Below are 19,981 nucleotides of genomic sequence, written 5' to 3'. Positions count from 1 at the left end.
AGACGAACATGGAACACACATGGCAGAACGGCTACCGTGACAGCGAGCGCAAGGCGCCCGAGCTGGAACGCGAAAGCTACGACGGCATCATCAATTACCTGGAACACGGCTATCCCAGCTCGCGCGTGCGCTGGCACTGCCACGAGGAATACGAGCTGCACCTGATTGTCGCCACCAGCGGGCGGCTGTTCGTCGGCGACTACATCGGCGAATTCTCGCCCGGCCACCTGGTGCTGACAGGACCGCGCCTGCCGCACAACTGGATCTCGAACGTCATGCCGGAAGGCGGCGTGGCCCTGCGCGACATGATCGTGCAATTCGCCCACGCGCCGCTGGCCGGCGCCGCGCGCGTCATCCCGGAATTGCGCGAACTGCTGCCGCTGCTCGAGCGTTCCAGCTATGGCGTGGAGTTTTTCGGCATGGGGGCCGAGGCGGAGCAGCACCTGGCGCGCATCCGCGCCACGCATGGCGCCGAACGCTTCGCCGCATTTGTGCAGCTGATGAGCAAACTCGCGCGCACGGCCAACTACCGCCTGCTGTCGAGCGCGTCCCTGCGTTCCTACGACGATGACGCCACCCTGGCCAAGGTCAATTCCGTCCTCAACTACATCACGGAGAATTACCGCGAACCGATTTCGGCGGAAATGCTGGCCGAGCAGGTGGGCATGTCGCTGAGTAAATTCTCGCGCTTCTTCCGCAAGGCGACGGGCAACAGTTTTACGGACTTCATCAGCCGCCTGCGCATCAACAAGGCGTGCCAGCTGCTGATGGACACGGATCAATACGTGTCGAACGTCTGCTATGACGTGGGCTTCCAGAACGTGGCCAATTTCAACCGCCGCTTCCTGCAGGTGAAGGGCGTCACGCCGAAGGAATTCCGGCGCCAGGCCGATGGCCGTTTCGGCGGCATCGGCGGCCCGGAACGCCTGGATGTTGCCTCAGCAACACATTTTTCAACGACTTGATCTATGTTGCTTATTTGAAACTACTTGTTAAACTGTAACGCGCTTGTCACTTTTGCCAGATACACTCCTCGCATTTGACCATCCCAAACCCGAGGAAGCTGATGAACCGTGTCTTGAAACCGATCCCGAAATTGTCCGTACTTGCCATCGCCGCCGGACTGGCCCTGGCCGCCTGCGGCGGCAGCGACAGCCATGATGAACCGGCCAAGCCGGTGGCACTGACGGGCGTGTTCCTCGACGGCGCGGTGGAAGGCCTCGATTACGTGGCGGGCAGCGCGGCCAAGGCCAGCACCAATGCCAAGGGCGAATTCACCTGCGCGCCAGGCGATACGCTGACCTTCAGCGTGGGCGGGCTGGCGCTGGGCACTTCGCAGTGCGGCACCCTGATCACGCCGCTGGCGCTGGCCGCCACGGCCAATGTGCAGGACGACAAGGTCGTCAACCGCCTGCTGGCGCTGCAACTGCTCGACGACGACAGCGACCCGTCGAACGGCATCAAGCTCACGGCCGAAGTCAAGGCAGCGCTGGCCGGCAAGACCCTGGACTTCAATGCGGCTCCGGCCACCTTCAATACGGCGCTGGCCGCGCATCTGGCGGCGCTGGGCGGTAAATTCGCCGGCCGCACGGTCGATGCGGAGCGCCGCGCCCTGGCGCGCGAACATTTCGAAGACACGCTGGCGTCGAAAATCGGCGCGCCCGTCAACGAAGCGCTGACGCAGGCCAACCCGGTGGGCGAAGTGAAAGTCACCGTGACGCGCTACCAGATCCAGGCGGCCGATAAATTCTACGTGCCGTACGAAGGCGCGAACGCGAAAATCAAGGGCGAATTCCCGAACGGCTTCCTGCCGTCGTACGGCTCGGGCCTGGCCTACAAGGGCAAGAACGCGGCGGGCGACCTGGAATTCTATGGTCTGACGGACCGCGGCCCGAACGGCGACGGCCCGCTGGTGCCCGACCCGGCGGGCAAGGGCACGATCGGCAGCAAGATTTTTCCATCACCGAGCTTTACGCCATCGTTCGGCGTGATCACCGTGGGCAAGGGCGGCGCCGTGCTGGCCTCGTCGACGCCGATCAAGGTGTCGGCCACCGTCAGCAGTTCGGGCTTGCCCGTGCCCGTGGGCGCGGTCGGCAATTCGGCCGAGATTCCCGTCATGGATGCGATGAAGTTCGACGCCGCTGGCAAGGCTGTCTTCAATGCGGGCGGCCTCGATTCGGAAGCCATCGTCGTTGACGCCAAGCGCAATGCGCTGTGGGTCTCCGATGAATACGGTCCTTTCATTGTCAAGATCGATGCGGCCACCGGCATCATCCAGGCCAAGTACGAACCGGGCAAGGGCTTGCCGGCGCTGTTCGCCAAGCGCCGCGCCAACCGCGGCATGGAAGGCATGACGCTGGACGCCAGCAACGACAAGCTGTACGCCTTTTTGCAAAGCCCCCTGAGCGATGGCACGGCCATGTATTCGGTCACCAAGAAGGCCGAGCAGGTAGAGCGCTTCGCCCGCTTCACGCGCTGGATCGAATTTGACCCAACGACAGGCACGAGCGGCAAGATGTATGCGTATCCGCTGGACGCGGCCGACTACCAGGATGGCCGCACGGGCAATGCCAAGCTGGGCGACATGGTAGCGCTGGGCGGCGGCAAGTTCCTCGTCATCGAGCAGGGCGCCGCGCCATCGGGCAAGGTGTTCAACAAGCTGATGCTGGTGGAACTGAAGTCCGCCACGGATATCGCGGCCGCCGCCTTCAACGCCACCACCTCGGACCTGGAAAAAAGCAGCATGGGCGGCGTGGCCGTCAACGGCGCCGACTGGGCCGCCGTCACGCCGCTGAAGAAAACCCTGCTGCTGGACTTGAACGCCATCGGCTGGGCGGCGGAAAAGGCCGAAGGCCTGACCCTGATCGACGAGTCCACCATCGCGCTGGCCAACGACAATGACTTCGGCCTGAAAACCAAGGTGTATGACGCCGCTGGCGTGGAAGTGAAGGATGCCGACGTGACCAAGTGCACGGTCGACGCGAACGGCGCCATCGTTACCAGCAGCGCGGCCGGCTGCAACGCTGCCAACACCATCCGCGTGGCGCGCGGCGACGACCGCGAGCGTCCTAGCCGCTTGTGGATCGTGAAGTTTGCCAAGGCGCTTAATACGTATTGAGCGAGGGTAGTGGTGATGTCGGATTACGCGCCGCTGTGCGGCGCTAATCCGACCTACATGACAAAAAGCCGCGCGGTGCAGAAATGCACCGCGCGGCTTTTTTACGTAGGTCGGATTAGGCGGGGCCGCCGAGGCCGAAGGCCGTAATCCGACATGTATCCGCTTACTTCTTCGTGTAGGTATTCAACCAATCCAAAACGGTGTGATGCCACAGCAGCGAATTGGCTGGCTTCAGCACCCAGTGGTTCTCGTCCGGGAAGACCAGCAGCTTGCTCGGGATGCCCTGGCGCTGCAGCGCCGTGAAGGTGCCCAGGCCTTGCGTGGTCGGGATGCGGAAATCGAGGTCGCCCTGGACCACCAGCATTGGCGTCTTCCAGTTCTTCACGTAGTTCACGGGATTGAACTGTTCGTACTTGGCCGGCGCGTCGTAGTAGGTGCCGCCGTTTTCCCACTCGGTGAACCACAGTTCTTCCGTCGCGTAAGCCATGCCGCGGTTGTCGAACACGCCATCGTGGTTGACCAGGCACTTGAAGCCGTCCGGCCAGTTGCCGGCGATCCAGTTCATCATGTAGCCGCCGTAGGAGGCACCCAGCGCGCAGCTGCGTTCGCGGTCCAGCCAGGCGAACTTCTTGGTGGCCGCTTCCAGGCCTTTTTGCAGGTCGACCAGCGGCTTGCCGCCCCAGTCGCCGCTGATGGAGTCCGTGAACTTCTGGCCATAGCCGGTCGAACCATGGAAGTCGATGAAGACGGTGGCGTAGCCGGCGCCCGCATACACCTGCGGATTCCAGCGGTAACTCCAGCTGTTGCCGAAGCTGCCTTGCGGGCCGCCGTGGACTAAAAAGGCGATCGGATACTTTTCGCCGGCCTTGGCATTCCATGGCTTCATCACGTGGCCATACACGGTGGCGCCATCGGCGCCGGCAAACGAGAACTGCTCGTACTCGCCGAAACGCACGTCAGCCAGGGCCGCTGCATTCTGTTTCGTCAGCTGCACCATCGGCGCCGTTTCCGACCTGGCGTCGAGCTTGCGCGTGTACAGCTGCGCGCCCGACGTCAGGCTCGCTTGCGCCAGCACGATGGTGTTGCCGCGCACGTCGAATCCAGCCACGGCGCCCTTGCCCGTCAGGGCGGTGACCTTGCCGCTGGCCGCGTCGATGTTGAACAAGCGGTGCTGGCCCACGTCGTCGGCCGTCACCAGGAAGGCCTTGCCGTCCGGCGTCCAGCGGAAGTCGGACACGGAACGGTCCCAGTCATCGGCGACGGTGCGCTTCTTGCCGGTGGCGACATCCATCAGCACCAGGTGGAAACGGTCCGCCTCGAAGCCGGGGCGGGTCATGGCGACATAGGCCAGGGTGCGGCCGTCCGGCGAGTAGGTCGCTTTCGCATCCCAGGCGGGATTGTCGCTGGTCAGATTGCGCGGCGCCTGGCCACCGGTGGCGGGTATCGTGTAGACGTCGAAGTTGGTCGACCACGATTCCGTGCGGCCGGCCACGCGCACGGAAAAGGCCACGCTCTTGCCGTCCGGGCTGAAGTTGTATTCGCTGTTGTCGCCGAACGGCTTCGATGGCGCATCGCCATTCAGGGTGCCGCTCAGGCTGACGGGTGTGGCGCTGACCTTGCCGGTGGCGTCGATGGGCGCCGAGTACAGCGCATTGCGGCGGCCGTCGGCCCAGGTATCCCAGTGGCGCACGAACATCTCATCGTAGACCATGCCGGTGGCCTTGTTCCTGGCTTTTTCATCGAGGCGCTTCTTCGTGCAGGCGATGTCCGCGCAATCGAGGAAGACGCCCATGCTGAAGGCCAGGCGGTCGCCCTGCGGCGACAGACGGTAGGTGTCGACGTCCAGCGCCAGGTCGGTGACCTTGGCCGCTTCGCCGCCGTTCAGGGGCAGCTGCCACACTTGCGAGGAACCGGAACGGCCGGACAGGAAGTAGATGGCGTCGCCGTTCGGCGACCATTGCGGGTCGCTGGCGCTGGCATCGCCGCGCGTGAGCTGGCGTGGCGCCGCGTTCGGCGCGCGCAGGTCGATCATCCACAGCTGCGTGTTGCCGCGGTTTTTATCCAGGTTGGTGGTGCGCACCGTGTAGACGACGCGCGTGGCGTCCGGCGACAGCACGGGGCTGCCCACGCGCTCCATGGCAACCATGTCTTCGACGGTGAAACCGCGCGGCGCGGCCAATGCCGGCACGGCGGCAGTGGTGGCCATGGCGGCACTGAATGCTCCCAAGAGCAGCAGACGTAAACTCATTCAAACTCCCAATGTTATTGCGACGTTGTCGATGTGGTATGAACGTGGCCGGCTGTACCGCCGGCAGGCCGACATCATAGCAATAAAGATGGGGCTGCTGCGGGAGTTGACCGCCGGTTAGCCTGCCGGCACTGCCAGTTGGTCGAGCGCCACGTGGCCGCGGAAGCCGCCCTGGCTGGCCGCAGGCAAGCCGTTTTCGATGGCGTGGGCGAAGCGGATGCCGGGGTCCTGTTCCAGTGCCGCCAGCAGGCGCGCCACGTCGGGATAGTCGCGAAGCTGCGCCAGCTGCAGCGGTTCGGCCCAGCGCGCCGTGGCCGCCAGGTAAGCGTCGGCGATGCCCGGCGCCGTGTCCGAGGCCAGCCAGGCGCGTCCCATCAGCAGGCGCTCCAGGTGCGCCAGGCATTTATTTACCTTCTCGATGGCCATCTCGCGCCAGACGGCGGCGCGTGCATCGTTGTCCGCCGCGCGCGCGGCCTGGAAGGCGGGCATGAAGGCCGCGTGAAAGCTCGTGTGCAGGAACGACAGGACGCTGTTCAGGCGGTCGTATTCGGGCGTGCCCTGCATGAAACCCAGGCTGCTGCCTGGCGTGCGGGCCGCGATATGCAGCAGGATCGCCATGCTTTCCAGCAGCGGCGCGCCCGTGTGCGTGAGCAGGGCCGGCGTCTGGCTCAGGGGATTGATGGCGAGAAAGGCCGGATGCTGCTTGCTGGCCGGGTCGCGCGCTTCCACGCGTGCCAGGTGAAACGGCAAGCCGCTCCATTCGAGGGCGGCGATGGCGGCAAACGAGCAGCCGAAGGGCACGCTGTAGATCAGGGTGGTTTCCATGCTGGACTTCCGTATGAGCTGAGGGAAGGGCAGTCTAGCCGCTATGGTTACTATTTGGAAGAAGGCAGAATAATGTGGTATAGGTACATTTTTTATACCATGTCGAAGGCGTACCATGAAAGACAATGTCTCCGGCTGTGCCGTGGAAGAAGCCATGCGCCTGCTGGGCGGGCGCTGGAGAGTCGTGCTGCTCAGCTACCTGATGGCGGAGCCGAAGCGTTTCAGCGAAATCCGCCGCGCCGTGCCGAACATTTCGCAGCGCATGCTGACCCTGGACCTGCGTGCGCTGGAAGACGCGGGCTTGCTCACGCGCACCGTCTACGCGCAAGTGCCCGTGAAGGTCGAATACCGGCTGACGGACGAGGGGCTGCGCCTGCGCGAACTGGTCGAGATGCTGCGGGCCATCGGCTTGCGCCTGCGGGGTCAGGCGGACGCGGGTGGCGCCTTTCTCGCGCCCGATGCCGGCTAGATGTCTCTACAGAAACAACTGTTTTTATGTAAAGTGCTAGACTGCCGACCTTTGATCACTGCCCTTACTTGCCATGCGCCTGACTTCCCTCGCCCTGTCCGCCTCCGTCCTGTTCGCCACCTTGCCTGCGCATGCCGCTACCATGCCGACGCTCGAACAAATCCACGCCGCCGTGCAGGCGGGCGTGGCCAAGACTCAGGCGAAGACCCAATCGCCGATGCCGTTCGCCATCAAGGTCACCAGCCTGGCCGGCTGCCAGGATTCGCAGGAAGTGGCGGGCGAGGTGGTATGCCTGGTGAGCATGAGCGCCGGCATGCGCGACGGTTTTACCGTGCTGCCGCTGCGTAACGAGAACGGTACCTGGGTCGGCGTCGAGCGCAAGCACGCCAAATTCGCGGGACCGTCGCCAGCCGAGGCGCAAGCGATGATACGCGCGTGGGCCAAGGAAGAAGTGGCGCGCGACCCGGAAGCGGCCAAGGACGTGCAGATGCAGGAAGCGCAGTCCACCATGCAGGTGAAAGCCATCAACGAGTGCGACGTCAAGCGCAAGACGGGCTACCTGGCATGCGATACGGAACTGAGCGTGCCGAGCCGCCCGGACGGCATCAAGACGGAACTGAGCTTCATGCTCGAGAACGGCGGCTGGCGCTACGTGCCCCGCTAAACCCTGACGTGTTTCTCGCCGGGACAGCCACGCTGTCCCGGCGCTGCGTTCACCACCTTCCCGCGGCCACACGGCCTCTGCAATATTTGCAGATTCGCAAGGCAATTTCGCCCGTAAAAATTGCCCATATAAATTAATAATTCAATATTAAAATTAATGTAACGGTGCAGGCTGCCGCCGGCTTCCCGCCGTCCGGCATTTGCCCGCTTCCCCGTGCCCGCAAGGGCGACAGCCAAGGATCCGACCATGCGACTTAATCTTCCCGTCAGCGATACCGAGATCAATCTGAGCGATACCGAGACCATTGTCTCGACTACCGACTTGCAAGGCAATATCACATATGCGAATCCATATTTCATCGCCGTCAGCGGCTATAGCGCGGAGGAACTGATCGGCGCGCCGCAAAATATCCTGCGCCACCCGGACATGCCGGTCGAAGCGTTCGCCGATTTCTGGGCCACCATCCGCTCGGGCCGCTCGTGGAGCGGCATGGTGAAGAACCGCTGCAAGAATGGCGATTACTACTGGGTGCTGGCGAACGTCACGCCCGTGGTGGAAGATGGCGTGGCCGTCGGCTACATGTCCGTGCGCACCAAACCCACGCGCCAGCAGGTGGCGCAGGCGTCCGCCCTGTACGCGCGCATCAAGGCGGGGCAGGCAGATGGCGTCGTCATCAGCCAGGGCGCGGCCGTGCGCACGGGCTGGCTGGCGCGTGTCGCGGCGCTGCGCGACCTGGCGCTGGCCAAGCGCATCGGCTGGAACCTGGGTTTGCTGACCCTGGTGTTGTTGCTGCAGCTGGCGTGGAACGCGGGCGTGCTGCCGACCGCCGCTCACGGCTGGCTGACGGGCCTGTCCGTGCTGGCCGTGCTGACCACCCTGTATTTCTGGTACAGCCTGCACCGCGCCGTGCTGCAGCCGCTGCGCCAGGCGCGCCAGGCCTGCGACGTGATGGCGGGCGGCGACCTGACGGGCGAACTCGATACGACGCGGCGCGACGAGATGGGCCAGCTGCTGCGCTCCCTGCGCCAGCTGCGCGTGAATCTGCATTCCATCGTTGGCGACGTGCGCGGCAACTTCCTGCGCATCAGCACGGCCAGCCAGGAAATTGCCGCCGGCAATATGGACTTGTCGGGCCGCACGGAAGCGCAGGCTTCGGCCCTGCAGCAGACGGCGTCGAGCATGGAGCAGCTGGCCGCGACGGTGCAGCAAAACAGCGGCAATGCCATACAGGCCAGCGACATGGCGGGCAAGGTGCACGGCCTGGCCGGGCGCGGCGGCGAGATCGTCGGCCAGGTGGTCACGATGATGGCGGAAATTAACGCCTCATCGAAGAAGATCGGCGACATCACGGGCATCATCGAAGGCATCGCCTTCCAGACGAATATCCTTGCCTTGAACGCGGCCGTCGAAGCGGCGCGCGCGGGCGACCAGGGCCGCGGCTTTGCCGTGGTGGCGGGCGAAGTGCGCAGCCTGGCCCAGCGCAGCGCCTCGGCCGCCACGGAAATCAAGCAGTTGATCACGGCGTCGCTGGCGCAGGTGCAGGCGGGCGCGAAGCTGGCGGAGCAGGCGGGCGCCAGCAGCGCGGAAATGCTGGGCGCCGTGCAGGGCGTGCACGGCATCATGGAAGAGATCGCTTCAGCTTCGCGCGAGCAAAGCCACGGCATCGGTCAAGTGAATATGGCCGTCACGCAGATGGATGAAGTGACGCAGCAGAATGCGGCGCTGGTGGAGGAATCGGCTGCCGCTTCCGCCTCGCTGCAAGACCAGACCTTGCAGCTGGAGCAGGCGATGGCCCTGTTCAAGCTGGAACGGCGGCGCGGCGGCCCTGTGCCTGTGCGGCTGGCCGAGCGCCGCCGTGCTACAGCAGGCGCTCTGACAGCGCCTTGAAGGCGACCCCGGGTACGAGAAAGGCGAACGGCGTGGACTGGGGCGGCAATTGCGCCAGCAAGCCGCACTGCGCGTGCGGCGCTGCCAGCGCTTGCACCTGATCCAGGTTGACGGGCAGGTCGATCTCGCCGAAGACCAGCTTGCCGTTGCGCGGCACGTGGGCGATGGCCGCATCCTGGCAGGCGAGGAATGCGACGGCGTCGCGCCAGTTGCCGAAGAGCGCTTGCCAATCCGCATCGAGGACCTGTTCCGCAACGATGTCCGCCTGCACGTCCAGCGATGGCGCGCTGCCGGCGCCGGGTGCAATCGCGCAGCGTGCCTGCGTGGCGGATACGTCCAGCGTCATGCCGGCGGCCACGTGTGTCGGCAGGATATCGCTGAACAGGCGCGTGCCCAGCGCGTGCGGCAAGCTGTCCATGATATTTTTCAAAAAATACACGCAGGGCACGGCGGGCGCGCCTGGCGGCGTGTGGTGCAGATACAAGCGCCAGTTGCTTTGCAGCGGAGACGGCAGCAGCCGGCGCAGCGGACCCGGCAGGGCCGGGCCGAAATGCCCGTGGCGGTAGGTCAGCACCGTGAATGGGGTCTTGCCATCGCGCTGCCACAGAACCACGCCGGGCGGCAGCAAGCGCTGCGCGGCAGCGGCGTCCACCAGCCAGCTCACGTACACGACATCGCGCACGTCGCTATGCAGGGTCAGGAAGGGCAGGCGGGACAGGATGGCCTGGCGCACGTTGGCAAGGCGCGTGCAGTTGGCGAGCGCGGCAAAGAGCCGCCCCGGCCAGCCCGCGCGCGGGTGGCGGTAAGTGTTGTCGTGCAATGGAAAAGCTTTCGGAAATGGAACGGAGGAGATAGCCTACGCTGCAACGTCCGTCCACATCATCGCGAGCGGCAGCGACGTGTGGCCGGGACGCGCAGCTGTGCTGGAGCACAGCGGGCATCGCAGGCCGCACAGGGTGCCGCGCAGCCGATGTGGGCGGGCGTGACTATTATTGCATGTGCCAGCCGTGGCTGACGACGATCGACTGGCCGCTCAGGGCCGTCGACGGGAACGCCGCCAGGAACACGGCCGTTTGCGCCACGTCCTGCGTGGTGGTGAATTCGCCGTCGATGGTGTCTTTCAGCATGACTTTCTTGATGACGTCTTCCTCGCTGATGTTCAGCTGGGCCGCCTGTTCGGGGATTTGCTTGTCGACCAGCGGCGTGCGCACGAAGCCGGGGCAGATGACGTTGGCGCGGATGCCGTCCTTTGCGCCTTCCTTGGCCACCACCTTGGCCAGGCCCAGCAAGCCGTGCTTGGCGGCCACGTAGGCGCTCTTGAACGGCGAGCCTTCGTGCGAGTGCACGGAACCCATGTAGATGATGGCGCCGCCGCGGCCCGCCTTGATCATTTCGCGCATGCAGGCGCGCGTGGTGAGGAAGGCGCCGTCCATGTGAATGGCCAGCATCTTTTTCCATTGATCGAACGGATAGTCGACGACGGGGCTGATGATCTGGATGCCCGCGTTGCTGATCAGGATATCGATGCCGCCGAAGTGGGCCGCCGCATCCGCCACGCCCTTGTCGACTTGCGCTTCGCTGGAGACATCCATGGCGACGGCAAACGCCTGGCCGCCCGACTGCTTGATTTCCTCGGCCGTCTTGCTGGCCGCTTCCAGGGCCAGGTCGGCGATGACGACCTTGGCGCCTTGTTTTGCGTATTCAATAGCCATTTCCTTGCCGATACCACTGGCGGCGCCGGTAATCAGTGCGACTTTGTCTTTGAGTTGCATATTAATCCTTTGCATTGCGGGTTGGAGTGATCATGGAAAACCTGACTATGCCAGTATAGCCAGAAAACGCGCCGTGCATGCCCCGCGCGCGCCTAGGGAACTTGCTGGCCGTCAAGCCGCCGCTCAAGCATTTGCTGCAGGCGCCAGGCGCCGGGATTGGTGCCGGCCCAGGTGCGGAACGCATGGTTGAACGCGCTTTGCTCCTGGTAGCCGAGCAGGAAGGCAATGTCGACCAGCGACAGCTCCGGCTGGCGCAGGTAGTCGCGCGCCAGGCCAAAGCGGACCTGGTCCAGCACGGCCTGGAAACTGGTGCCGGCGTCGGCCAGCTTGCGCTGCAGGGTGCGCGGCGTGACGGCCAGGGCGGCGGCGATGGTGGCCAGCTTGGCCGCACCGTGGCGCAGGCCGGCCACGATGGCCGAGCGCACTTGCGCTTCGATGCCGCGCGCGCCATCGGCGTGCACTTCGCCATGGCGCTGCGCCAGCAGCTGTTCCGCATGCCTGCACAGCACCGGGTACAGGCTGACGTCGGCGTTGGGCACGGGCCAGTCCAGCAGGCGCGCATCAAACGTGGCCGCGTTGGCGCCCGCGTTGAAGGCCGGCAGGCTGCCCAGTACGCGCACATATTCGTCGCGGTGCGCCGCGTGGCGCAGCAGCTCTCCGCCGCCATCGTGGCTGAACGCCAGCTGGGCCGGCGGCAGCGGCATGCCTGCCAGCCAGTCGCCGCACACCTTGACACCGGCAAAGACGCTGTCGACCAGGTGGCGGCTGGCGCCCGGGAAGTTGCTGGTCCAGCGGTAATGCGCGATGGCGCCGTCGCGCTGCAGGGTTGAGCGGCCCAGGTCGTGCGCCAGCCGTTCATAGCGGGCCGTCTGTTCCAGCGCCTGGCCAAAATCCTTGCAACTGAGCAAAATCAAGCCATACGCGCTGTAGGTGCCCATGCGTGCGCGCTGGCCCACGTGCAGGCCGAAATGCGCGTCGCCCGCCAGCCGCGCGCCCGCGTCGAGCAGGCGCACGTAATCGCGCGCGGCCAGGGTGGCCGCCGGCGCTTCCAGGCTGTGCGGCGGCACGCCCGCCGCCTGCGCCAGGGTAGCGCAGGCGATGCCATGCGCGCTGGCCGCTTCCAGCAGCGGCTGCAGATAGGCGATGGCCACCCGGCCTTCCGCGTGGCGGCCGTCAGTGCCTGGCATGATGGAACAATACGATTGTCATGAAAAACCAATACCCGTGGTCTGTGGCGGCATATGCTATTGATCTGGCAAGAGATCAGCAAGAACAGTATAGCAAGCCGCCGTGGCGCGCAACTGGGCGCGCCTGGACCAATCAAGGGGAAATCGATGCAACGCTGGAATGGCTGGGGAGATGAAAACATCGTGTATGCGCTGAGCGACGAGGCGCTGGCATTCCTGGGCGCGCGCCTTGGGCCGGGCAGCCCCATGGTGGACGCCACGTTCGACGGCGCCTGCGCGCAGGTGCCCACGTCGCGCCTGGCGCCGCATCCGCTGATCGATACCCAGCCGGCCACGCGCGTGCGCCATGCCCTGGGCCAGAGCCTGCCCGACTGGTTCAAGCTGCGCCATGGCCGCATCGGCGCGGTACCCGATGGCGTGGCCTTTCCCGACAGCGCGCAGCAGGTGCGCCAGCTGCTCGAGTACGCGCGCCAGGCTTGCGTGGCCGTGATTCCCTACGGCGGCGGCACCAGCGTGGCCGGGCATTTGACGGTGGCGCCGGGGCCCCGTCCCGTGCTGGTGCTGAGCCTCGCGCGCCTGTGCGCGTTGGGCCACCTGGACCGCGAAGCGCAGCTGGCCACGTTTGGCGCGGGCGTGTATGGCCCCGACCTGGAGGCGCAGCTGCGCGCGCACGGCTACACCCTGGGACACTATCCGCAATCGTTCGAGTATTCGACCCTGGGCGGCTGGATCGCCACGCGCTCGTCGGGGCAGCAGTCGTTGCGCTATGGCCGCATCGAGCAGCTGTTCGCCGGCGGCGAAGTGGAAACGCCGGCCGGCACCTTGAGCATTCCCACCTTTCCCGCCTCGGCGGCCGGCATCGACCTGCGCGAAATGGTGCTGGGCTCCGAAGGCCGCCTGGGCGTCCTGACGCAGGCGACCGTGCGCGTCTCGCCGCTGCCGCCCTACGAAGCCTTCCACGCCGTGTTCTTTGCCGACTGGGGCCAGGCGCAAGCGGCCGTGCGGGCGCTGGCGCAGGCCGGGCTGCAGCTGTCCATGCTGCGCCTGTCGAACGCGCTCGAGACGCAAACCATGCTGACCCTGGCAGGCCACAAGAAACTCGTGGGCTTGCTGGAGCGCTACCTGTCGCTGCGCGGCTGCGGCGACGGCAAGTGCATGCTGATGGTGGGCGTCAGCGGCGAAGCGAAAGGCGCGCGCGCAGCCTTGCGCGCCGCCCTGGCGCTGGCGCGCCGCCATGGCGGCGTGCACGTGGGACGGCACATGGGCGACAAGTGGAAGCAGGGGCGCTTTCGCAATGTGTATTTGCGCAATGGCGCCTGGGAACATGGCTATGTGATCGACACGGTGGAAACGGCCGTCGACTGGCCCCGCGTGACACTCATGATGGCGGCGCTGGAGCGTGCGGGCGTCGGCGCGCTGGCGCAGCACGGCGAGCAGGTGCACGCGTACACGCATCTGTCGCATGTGTATGCGCAGGGCGCCAGCGTGTACACCACGTATGTGTACCGGCTGGCGTCCACGTACGAGGAAAACATGGCGCGCTGGCGCAGCCTGAAGGATGCCGCCAGTGCCGCCATCGTCGCCAATGGCGGCACCATCAGCCACCAGCATGGCGTGGGCACCGACCACGCGCCATGGCTGGCGGCGGAAAAGGGCGATCTCGGCATCGCCGCCATGCGCGCGCTGTTCCGCCAGGTGGACCCGCAGGGCATGATGAATCCCGGCAAGCTGCTACCCGAGGCGGGAGGCATATTGTGAATCCCGTCGCGCGCAGCGAGGAATTGCCTGGCATCCTGGCGCGCGAGTGGGACGTGCTGATCGTCGGCGGCGGCATCACGGGCGCCGGCATCCTGCTGGAAGCATCGCGGCGCGGCTTGAAGGCGCTGCTGGTGGAGCAGCGCGATTTCGCCTGGGGGACGTCGAGCCGTTCCTCCAAACTGGTGCATGGCGGCTTGCGCTACCTGAAGCAGGGCCAGTTCGGCATGACGCGCGAGTCCGTGCACGAGCGGCAAGCCTTGCTGGCCGATGCGGCGGGGCTGGTCGAACCGCAGGGCTTCGCCTTTGGCGACTACGCGGGCCGGAAGCCGGGCCGGCGCCAGTTCATGCTGGGGCTGGCCATCTATGACGTGATGGCGGGCCGGCGTGCGCGCCGCTATGTGGAGGCGGCGGATTTTGCCATGCTGGCGCCGCACATCGAACGCGCGGGGCTGCGCGGCGGCATGCTGTACCAGGATGCGAAGACGGATGACGCGCGCCTGGTGCTGCGCGTGCTGCGGGAAGCGCGGCGCCATGGCGGCGTGGCCGTCAATTACCTGGGCGTGGCGTCGCTGCTGCGCGAGGGCGACAAGGTCGTCGGCGCCACCTTGCACGATGCGGCCGATGGCACGGCGCCTGCCGTGCGTGCGCGCCTGGTGATCAGCGCCACGGGTGCCTGGGCCGACAAGCTGCGCGGGCAGGTGGGGCAAGCGCCGAAACTGCGGCCCTTGCGCGGCAGCCATCTGCTGCTGCCGGCCTGGCGGCTGCCGCTGGCGCAGGCCGTCAGCCTGATGCACCCGCACGATGGCCGGCCCGTGTTTGCCTATCCGTGGGAGGGCGTGAGCCTGGTGGGTACCACCGATGTCGACCATGCGGGGGGGCTGGACAGCGAGGCGGCCATCACCCGCGGCGAACTCGATTATTTGCTGGTGGCGCTGCGCTGGCAGTTTCCCGGCCTCGACCTGGGTGAACATGATGTGCTGGCCACGTTTGCCGGCGTGCGGCCCGTGATCGACAGCGGCCAGCTTGACCCGTCGAAGGAAGCGCGCGAACATGCGCTGTGGCTGGAAAACGGCTTGCTGACGGTGGCCGGCGGCAAGCTGACGACTTTCCGCGTGATCGCGCTCGACGCATTGCGCCGCGCCGCGCCGCTGCTGCCGGGCTGGCAGGCGGATTTGCGTCCGCTGCCCATTTTTGACGCGGCGCCGCCGCTGTCGGGCAAGGCCCTGGTGCTTGACGCGCAGCAGCGCGAACGCCTGCTGGGCCGCCACGGCGCGGATGCGCAAGCGCTGTGCGACGCGGCGCACGATGGCGAGTTGTTGCCGATACCGGGCACGCAGACCCTGTGGGCGCAACTGCGCTGGGGCGCGCGCATGGAAGATGTGCGGCACCTGGACGACTTGCTGCTGCGGCGCACGCGCCTCGGTTTGCAGCTGGCAGGCGGCGCGCTTGCTATCATGCCGCGCCTGCGTGCCATTTGCCAGACAGAGCTGGGCTGGGACGATGCGCGCTGGGACGCGGAACAGCTGCGCTACCTGGCGCTGTGGCAGCGCCACTACAGCGTGCCGCAGGGCGCGTAAAAACATAAGAATAAACCAGAGGAGAGCATCATCGAGACCACCGTGTTTGGCGAAAGCCTGGAACTGGGCGACGCCCGCATCACCTATGACAGCCTGTCGCCGCTGGACTTGCGCCAGCCGGTGCACGCCATCGTCGACGACCTGGGCGAAGACCTGCTGCAAATCACCTGCGCGAACGGCGACATCGTCGACGTGGGCTGGTACCCGGCATGGAATGAACAGGGGCGCTTGCGCGTGGTGGCCGTGCGCGGCCAGGACTGGGAAGCGCCGGTGTTCAGCGCCCGGCCGGAAAAAGATCCGCAGGCGCTATTGCAGGCGCTGCGCGCCGCGCTGGCCGCATTGACTCAGGCGGGCTAAGGCCATGGCCAGCCTACCCGGCCCCGGGCCGTATATCCTTTCCATCGACAATGGCACGCAAAGCGTGCGCGCGCTGCTGTTCGACCGGGACGGCAACCTGGCGGCCAAGGCGCAAGTGTTCCTGGAAGCGTATTACTCGGACCACCCCGGCTGGGCCGAGCACGACGCCAACGGCTACTGGCAAGCCGTGTGCGCAGCGTGCCAGCAGCTGTGGCGCGGCACGGACATCGATAAATCGTCGGTTGCCGGCGTGGCCGTCACCACGCAGCGCGGCACGGTCGTCAACGTGGACGAAGATGGCCAGCCCTTGCGCCCCGCGATCACCTGGCTGGACCAGCGCAGCACGCGCGAGATTCCGCACCTGGCGCCGTGGTGGCGCGCCATCTTCCGCGCCACGCGGCTCGACGGCACCATCGCCTACTTCCGCCGCGAAGCGGAGATCAACTGGATCAGCGCGCGGCAGCCCGATATCTGGCGCCGCACGCACAAATTCCTGCTGCTGTCGGGTTTTTTGAACCATCGCCTGTGCGGCAACTACGTCGATTCGACCGGCTCGCAAGTGGCGTACATCCCGTTCGACTACAAGCGCCATGCGTGGGCCGGGCGCTTCGACTGGAAGTGGCAGGCGCTGGCCATTCGCCGCGCCATGCTGCCCGAGCTGGTGACGCCGGGCACGCGCATGGGCGCCATCACGGCCGCTGCCGCTGCCGCGACGGGCATCCTGGAGGGCACACCGCTGCTGGCGGCCGCCGCCGACAAGGCCTGCGAAGTGCTGGGCGCCGGCTGCGTCGAGCCGCACGTGGCGTGCCTCAGCTACGGCACCACGGCCACCATCAACACCACCAACCGCAAGTACGTGGAAGTGACGCGCTTCATTCCGCCATATCCGGCCGCCATGCCGGGTGCCTACAGCACGGAAGTGCAGATTTTTCGCGGCTACTGGATGGTCAACTGGTTCAAGGAGCAGTTCGGCGACCGTGAGCGGGCGGCGGCCGCCGAAGACGGCACGGGCCTGTCGGCAGAAGCGCTGTTCGACCGCCTGGTCGACGCCGTGCCGCCCGGTTCCATGGGCCTGATGCTGCAGCCATACTGGAGCCCCGGCATCAAGGTGCCGGGGCCGGAAGCGAAGGGTGCCATGATCGGCTTTGGCGACGTGCATACGCGCGCGCACATCTACCGCGCCATCCTCGAGGGCCTCGCGTATGCGCTGCGCGAAGGCAAGGAGCGCATCGAGCGGCGCAGCGGCATCGCCATCACGGAGCTGCGCATCGCGGGCGGCGGTTCGCAAAGCGACGCGGCCATGCAGCTGACGGCCGACATCTTCGGCCTGCCGGCCGCGCGCGCACACGTCTATGAAAGCTCGGGCCTGGGCGCGGCCATCGCCGCCAGCGTGGGCCTGGGCTGGCACGCGGATTTCCCCGCCGCCGTGCAGGCGATGACGCGCAAGGGCAAGGTGTTCCAGCCCCATCCCGAGCACCGCAAGATCTACGAGCAGCTGTACCGGCGCGTGTACCAGAAGATGTATGCGCGGCTGCAGCCCCTGTACCGCGAGATCGCGGCCATCACGGGCTATCCGGAATAGCCGCGCATTAAATCGTATTGCGAATCATTCGCATCTATTATATGATGTGCTCCGCATTTCACTTAGGCAACTTATCCCGGTGACTGCAGTGCGCCGCCGGCCATGCGCCGGCGGCGCGTCCGCGCGGGCAGAATTCCGCCGCAACGCTTCCTTCAACGCCGCCGCTTGATCGTGCACAGTCTGTTTTCTCTGCCCTGCGTTTTTCATTCCACAAGCATGAAGTAGCCGGCAAGGACAGCAATGAAGACGAACCGCAAGCACCGCATGCGCGCCAGCGCATTAACCCCGATGGCCGCCGCACTGGCGCTGGTACTGGCCAGCATGGGCGGCAGCGCCCGCGCCGAAAATGCCACCGATGCCACCAATCCGGACAACGCCACGCAGATGCCCGCCATCAGCGTCTTTGGCGACGCCATCAGCGCCGGCACGGCCGGGCGCTCGTATATCAGCAGCGCAGACATCGAGCGCCAGCAGGCCGACAACGTCGCCTCCCTGCTCGACACCCTGCCTGGCGTGGACCTGGCCGGCACGGCCCGCCCCAGCGGCCAGAGCCTGAATATCTGGGGTTTTAATAAAGTACAGGACGTGAAGGTGATTCTCGACGGCGTACCGAAGGGCTTTGAAAAATACCGCCAGGGTTCCATCTTCATCGAGCCAGAACTGATCAAGCAGATCGAAGTGAACAAGGGCGCGCATACCAGCTTGTATGGCAATGGCGGCTTTGGCGGCGTCATCACGGTCGAAACCAAGGATGCCAAGGACATGCTCGAAGGCGACGAGAAAATCGGCGCCATGCTCAAGTATTCGCGCCATTCGAACAACGCGGAAAACGATGCCACCGTGGCCGTGTATGGCCGCTCGGAAGATGGCCGCTATGACGCGATGGCCTTCACCACGCGGCGCAAGTCCGACGATTTGCGCAAACCCGATGGCAAGCCATTCCGCTTTTCCGCCATCGACGCGCCATCGAGCCTGGCGAAACTGAATATCCGTCTGACGCCCGAGCAGCTGCTGACCCTGACGGCGATGAAGAGCGGCAGCACGGGCTGGGGCCCGTTCGCCGCCATGGGCGAAGACGTGCCCACGCCGACGGAGGCGGAAATCAGGAAGTACGGCCTGGAAGAAGCGTGGCAGCGCAAGGCTGTCTACCGCGACCAGAACGACGACACGTATTCCGTGAAATGGCAGTACGCGCCGCAGAATAATCCGTGGATCAAGCTGACGGCCAGCGCCGGCTATTCGCACACGGACCAGCATGACAAGCGCCTGCCTTCGGCTTCGCTGGGTTCCTACCTGGGCTCCCTGGGCAACGAGAGCTGGGCCTCGTACGTGGATCGCATTGCCGAAGTGCGCAACGAAAGCGTATTTAGCACGGGCGGCATCTCGCACGTGCTGCAAACGGGCCTGCAATGGCACAAGAACGTGCGCGACACCCTGATGTACTACCCGTCGTCGACGGCGCTGAAAGACCCGACATACAACTACGGTTATTTCCAGCCCTACTACATGCCGGCCGGGCGCCAGGAAACCACGGGCTTATACTTGCAGGATGCGATGACGTATGGCGATGTGACCTTGACGGCGGCGCTGCGCCACGACCGTGTCGTTTCCGAGGGCGTGCCGAACAAGGCGTCGCGCTACAACAGCCCACTGGCGGCGGCAGGCCATGACTTCAGCGAGAAAGTCCATGCCGACTGGTCGCCCCGCCTGGGCCTGTTCTGGAAGGCGTCCAGCGCGGTGGCGCTGTTCGGCGACTTGAGCCGCACCTGGCGCGCGCCGACCATCGACGAGATGTATTCGAATGAATACTATGTTTCGTCGCGGCTCGGCTCCTCGACGCCGGGCACCAGCCGCGACCTGGCCGTGGAGCGGGTGACGGCCGTGCGCGCGGGTGTCATGCTGCACCGGCAGAACGTGCTCATGGAGCGCGACGACGTGCAGCTGCGCCTGACGGCTTACCAGAACCGCGTCAGCGACAATATCGGCCCGCGCCTGGGCATCCTGATCGAAGGCTATGTGCCGGGATCGGGCAAGGTGCCGCCGGCCCTGTCGTCCTACCGCAACCTGGCCGGCTTCCACACCCGGGGCGTGGAAGTGGAGTCCTATTACAACTCGCCGCGCCTGTTCGCCAGCGCTTCGCTGTCGAAGCAGCGCGGCACGCGCAGCGGGTCCCAGCGCGACCCGTGGGGCCAGGACGAACCCGTGTCGACCATTGCGCCGGACAAGCTGATGGCGGGCCTGGGCTGGCGCATGCCGGACCTTGGCGCCAGCATCGGCTGGCAGGGCCGCTTCGTCGCCAAGCAGGACCGCGTGCTGCCGGTGGGCAATGTGTACCGCTTGCCGCCGTCGAAAGGCTATGCGCTGCATACCCTGTTCGCCTCGTGGAATGGCCGGCAAGGCATCTGGCGCGGCACGGAAGTGCGGCTGACGGTGGACAATATCTTCAACCGCAATTACATGCCGTATCTGAGTGAAGCGGTTACCGGTGTGGGGAGGAATGCGAAATTGAGCGTGTCGCGTAAGTTTTGATCAGTTTT

The 19,981-nt window shown here is 65.7% G+C and carries 15 protein-coding genes; 10 read left to right on the top strand and 5 right to left on the bottom strand.

Translation table 11 applies throughout. The annotated features are described in order from the left end of the window. The first annotated feature begins 8 nt into the window (after positions 1 to 8). A complete protein-coding gene (locus tag ACQ4WR_RS22400; protein ID WP_102293985.1) occupies positions 9 to 965 on the top strand; it encodes a helix-turn-helix domain-containing protein in 957 nt (318 codons plus the stop codon). Between the two features lie 101 nt (positions 966 to 1,066). Further along, positions 1,067 to 3,118 carry an esterase-like activity of phytase family protein gene (locus ACQ4WR_RS22395; protein ID WP_436490000.1) on the top strand — a complete coding sequence of 684 codons (2,052 nt, stop codon included), beginning with the start codon at positions 1,067 to 1,069 and terminating at the stop codon, positions 3,116 to 3,118. A gap of 163 nt (positions 3,119 to 3,281) precedes the next feature. On the opposite strand, the gene ACQ4WR_RS22390 is transcribed toward ACQ4WR_RS22395, so the two are convergent. Both ACQ4WR_RS22390 and ACQ4WR_RS22385 read right to left on the bottom strand, forming a co-directional pair. After that, the gene (locus ACQ4WR_RS22390) at positions 3,282 to 5,366 is read right to left on the bottom strand and encodes a S9 family peptidase (RefSeq protein WP_436489998.1); all 2,085 of its coding nucleotides are present in this window, start codon (positions 5,364 to 5,366) and stop codon (positions 3,282 to 3,284) included. A gap of 117 nt (positions 5,367 to 5,483) precedes the next feature. Further along, entirely contained in the window at positions 5,484 to 6,191 is a 708-nt protein-coding gene (locus ACQ4WR_RS22385) for a glutathione S-transferase family protein (RefSeq protein WP_436489997.1), read from the bottom strand. Between the two features lie 115 nt (positions 6,192 to 6,306). Between ACQ4WR_RS22385 and ACQ4WR_RS22380 the strand changes: the two genes are divergently transcribed. The 3 genes from ACQ4WR_RS22380 to ACQ4WR_RS22370 all read left to right on the top strand — a co-directional run bounded on the left by ACQ4WR_RS22380 (position 6,307) and on the right by ACQ4WR_RS22370 (position 9,211). After that, the gene (locus ACQ4WR_RS22380; protein ID WP_436489995.1) at positions 6,307 to 6,660 is read left to right on the top strand and encodes a winged helix-turn-helix transcriptional regulator; all 354 of its coding nucleotides are present in this window, start codon (positions 6,307 to 6,309) and stop codon (positions 6,658 to 6,660) included. 73 nt (positions 6,661 to 6,733) lie between these two features. After that, complete coding sequence (locus ACQ4WR_RS22375) at positions 6,734 to 7,324, top strand: hypothetical protein (protein WP_436489993.1); 591 nt, start codon at positions 6,734 to 6,736, stop codon at positions 7,322 to 7,324. Positions 7,325 to 7,570: 246 nt separating this feature from the next. Beyond that, positions 7,571 to 9,211: a methyl-accepting chemotaxis protein gene (locus ACQ4WR_RS22370; RefSeq protein WP_436489991.1), complete on the top strand. Its 1,641-nt coding sequence runs from the start codon at positions 7,571 to 7,573 to the stop codon at positions 9,209 to 9,211. Here the strand turns inward: ACQ4WR_RS22370 and ACQ4WR_RS22365 are convergent. From ACQ4WR_RS22365 to ACQ4WR_RS22355, 3 genes are all read right to left on the bottom strand, one after another. After that, entirely contained in the window at positions 9,183 to 10,031 is an 849-nt protein-coding gene (locus ACQ4WR_RS22365) for a DUF2071 domain-containing protein (protein WP_436489990.1), read from the bottom strand. The genes ACQ4WR_RS22370 and ACQ4WR_RS22365 overlap by 29 nt on opposite strands. 169 nt (positions 10,032 to 10,200) lie before the next feature. Then, complete coding sequence (locus ACQ4WR_RS22360) at positions 10,201 to 10,983, bottom strand: 3-hydroxybutyrate dehydrogenase (protein ID WP_102293977.1); 783 nt, start codon at positions 10,981 to 10,983, stop codon at positions 10,201 to 10,203. Between the two features lie 92 nt (positions 10,984 to 11,075). Further along, positions 11,076 to 12,170, bottom strand: a complete 1,095-nt coding sequence (locus tag ACQ4WR_RS22355) for an AraC family transcriptional regulator (protein WP_436489989.1) — start codon at positions 12,168 to 12,170, stop codon at positions 11,076 to 11,078. 147 nt (positions 12,171 to 12,317) lie between these two features. On the opposite strand from ACQ4WR_RS22355, the gene ACQ4WR_RS22350 reads away from it, so the two are divergent. The 5 genes from ACQ4WR_RS22350 (at position 12,318) to ACQ4WR_RS22330 (ending at position 19,973) form a co-directional block, all read left to right on the top strand. Beyond that, the gene (locus tag ACQ4WR_RS22350) at positions 12,318 to 13,928 is read left to right on the top strand and encodes an FAD-binding oxidoreductase (RefSeq protein WP_436489987.1); all 1,611 of its coding nucleotides are present in this window, start codon (positions 12,318 to 12,320) and stop codon (positions 13,926 to 13,928) included. Continuing rightward, a complete protein-coding gene (locus ACQ4WR_RS22345; RefSeq protein WP_436489985.1) occupies positions 13,925 to 15,505 on the top strand; it encodes a glycerol-3-phosphate dehydrogenase/oxidase in 1,581 nt (526 codons plus the stop codon). Before ACQ4WR_RS22350 ends, ACQ4WR_RS22345 begins: the two co-directional genes overlap by 4 nt. 42 nt (positions 15,506 to 15,547) lie before the next feature. Next, positions 15,548 to 15,862, top strand: a complete 315-nt coding sequence (locus ACQ4WR_RS22340) for a hypothetical protein (RefSeq protein ID WP_102293973.1) — start codon at positions 15,548 to 15,550, stop codon at positions 15,860 to 15,862. A gap of 4 nt (positions 15,863 to 15,866) precedes the next feature. Next, a complete protein-coding gene (locus tag ACQ4WR_RS22335) occupies positions 15,867 to 17,444 on the top strand; it encodes an FGGY-family carbohydrate kinase (protein ID WP_436489983.1) in 1,578 nt (525 codons plus the stop codon). A 240-nt stretch (positions 17,445 to 17,684) separates the two neighbouring features. Beyond that, positions 17,685 to 19,973, top strand: a complete 2,289-nt coding sequence (locus ACQ4WR_RS22330) for a TonB-dependent hemoglobin/transferrin/lactoferrin family receptor (protein ID WP_436489981.1) — start codon at positions 17,685 to 17,687, stop codon at positions 19,971 to 19,973. The last annotated feature ends 8 nt before the right edge of the window (positions 19,974 to 19,981 follow it).

Source organism: Janthinobacterium amylolyticum (assembly GCF_051380655.1).
In the GTDB taxonomy this organism is placed as follows: domain Bacteria; phylum Pseudomonadota; class Gammaproteobacteria; order Burkholderiales; family Burkholderiaceae_D; genus Janthinobacterium.
The sequence above is the reverse complement of the archived record's forward strand: the minus strand, read 5'-3'. Positions and strand labels throughout refer to the sequence as shown.

What these genes read in the sequence shown, in the direction of transcription:
- ACQ4WR_RS22400 (WP_102293985.1), top strand. Translation starts at nt 9, where the DNA reads ATGGAACACACATGGCAGAACGGCTACCGTGACAGCGAGCGCAAGGCG.
- ACQ4WR_RS22395 (WP_436490000.1), top strand. Translation starts at nt 1,067, where the DNA reads ATGAACCGTGTCTTGAAACCGATCCCGAAATTGTCCGTACTTGCCATC.
- ACQ4WR_RS22390 (WP_436489998.1), bottom strand. Translation starts at nt 5,366, where the DNA reads ATGAGTTTACGTCTGCTGCTCTTGGGAGCATTCAGTGCCGCCATGGCC.
- ACQ4WR_RS22385 (WP_436489997.1), bottom strand. Translation starts at nt 6,191, where the DNA reads ATGGAAACCACCCTGATCTACAGCGTGCCCTTCGGCTGCTCGTTTGCC.
- ACQ4WR_RS22380 (WP_436489995.1), top strand. Translation starts at nt 6,307, where the DNA reads ATGAAAGACAATGTCTCCGGCTGTGCCGTGGAAGAAGCCATGCGCCTG.
- ACQ4WR_RS22375 (WP_436489993.1), top strand. Translation starts at nt 6,734, where the DNA reads ATGCGCCTGACTTCCCTCGCCCTGTCCGCCTCCGTCCTGTTCGCCACC.
- ACQ4WR_RS22370 (WP_436489991.1), top strand. Translation starts at nt 7,571, where the DNA reads ATGCGACTTAATCTTCCCGTCAGCGATACCGAGATCAATCTGAGCGAT.
- ACQ4WR_RS22360 (WP_102293977.1), bottom strand. Translation starts at nt 10,983, where the DNA reads ATGCAACTCAAAGACAAAGTCGCACTGATTACCGGCGCCGCCAGTGGT.
- ACQ4WR_RS22355 (WP_436489989.1), bottom strand. Translation starts at nt 12,170, where the DNA reads ATGCCAGGCACTGACGGCCGCCACGCGGAAGGCCGGGTGGCCATCGCC.
- ACQ4WR_RS22350 (WP_436489987.1), top strand. Translation starts at nt 12,318, where the DNA reads ATGCAACGCTGGAATGGCTGGGGAGATGAAAACATCGTGTATGCGCTG.
- ACQ4WR_RS22335 (WP_436489983.1), top strand. Translation starts at nt 15,867, where the DNA reads ATGGCCAGCCTACCCGGCCCCGGGCCGTATATCCTTTCCATCGACAAT.
- ACQ4WR_RS22330 (WP_436489981.1), top strand. Translation starts at nt 17,685, where the DNA reads ATGAAGACGAACCGCAAGCACCGCATGCGCGCCAGCGCATTAACCCCG.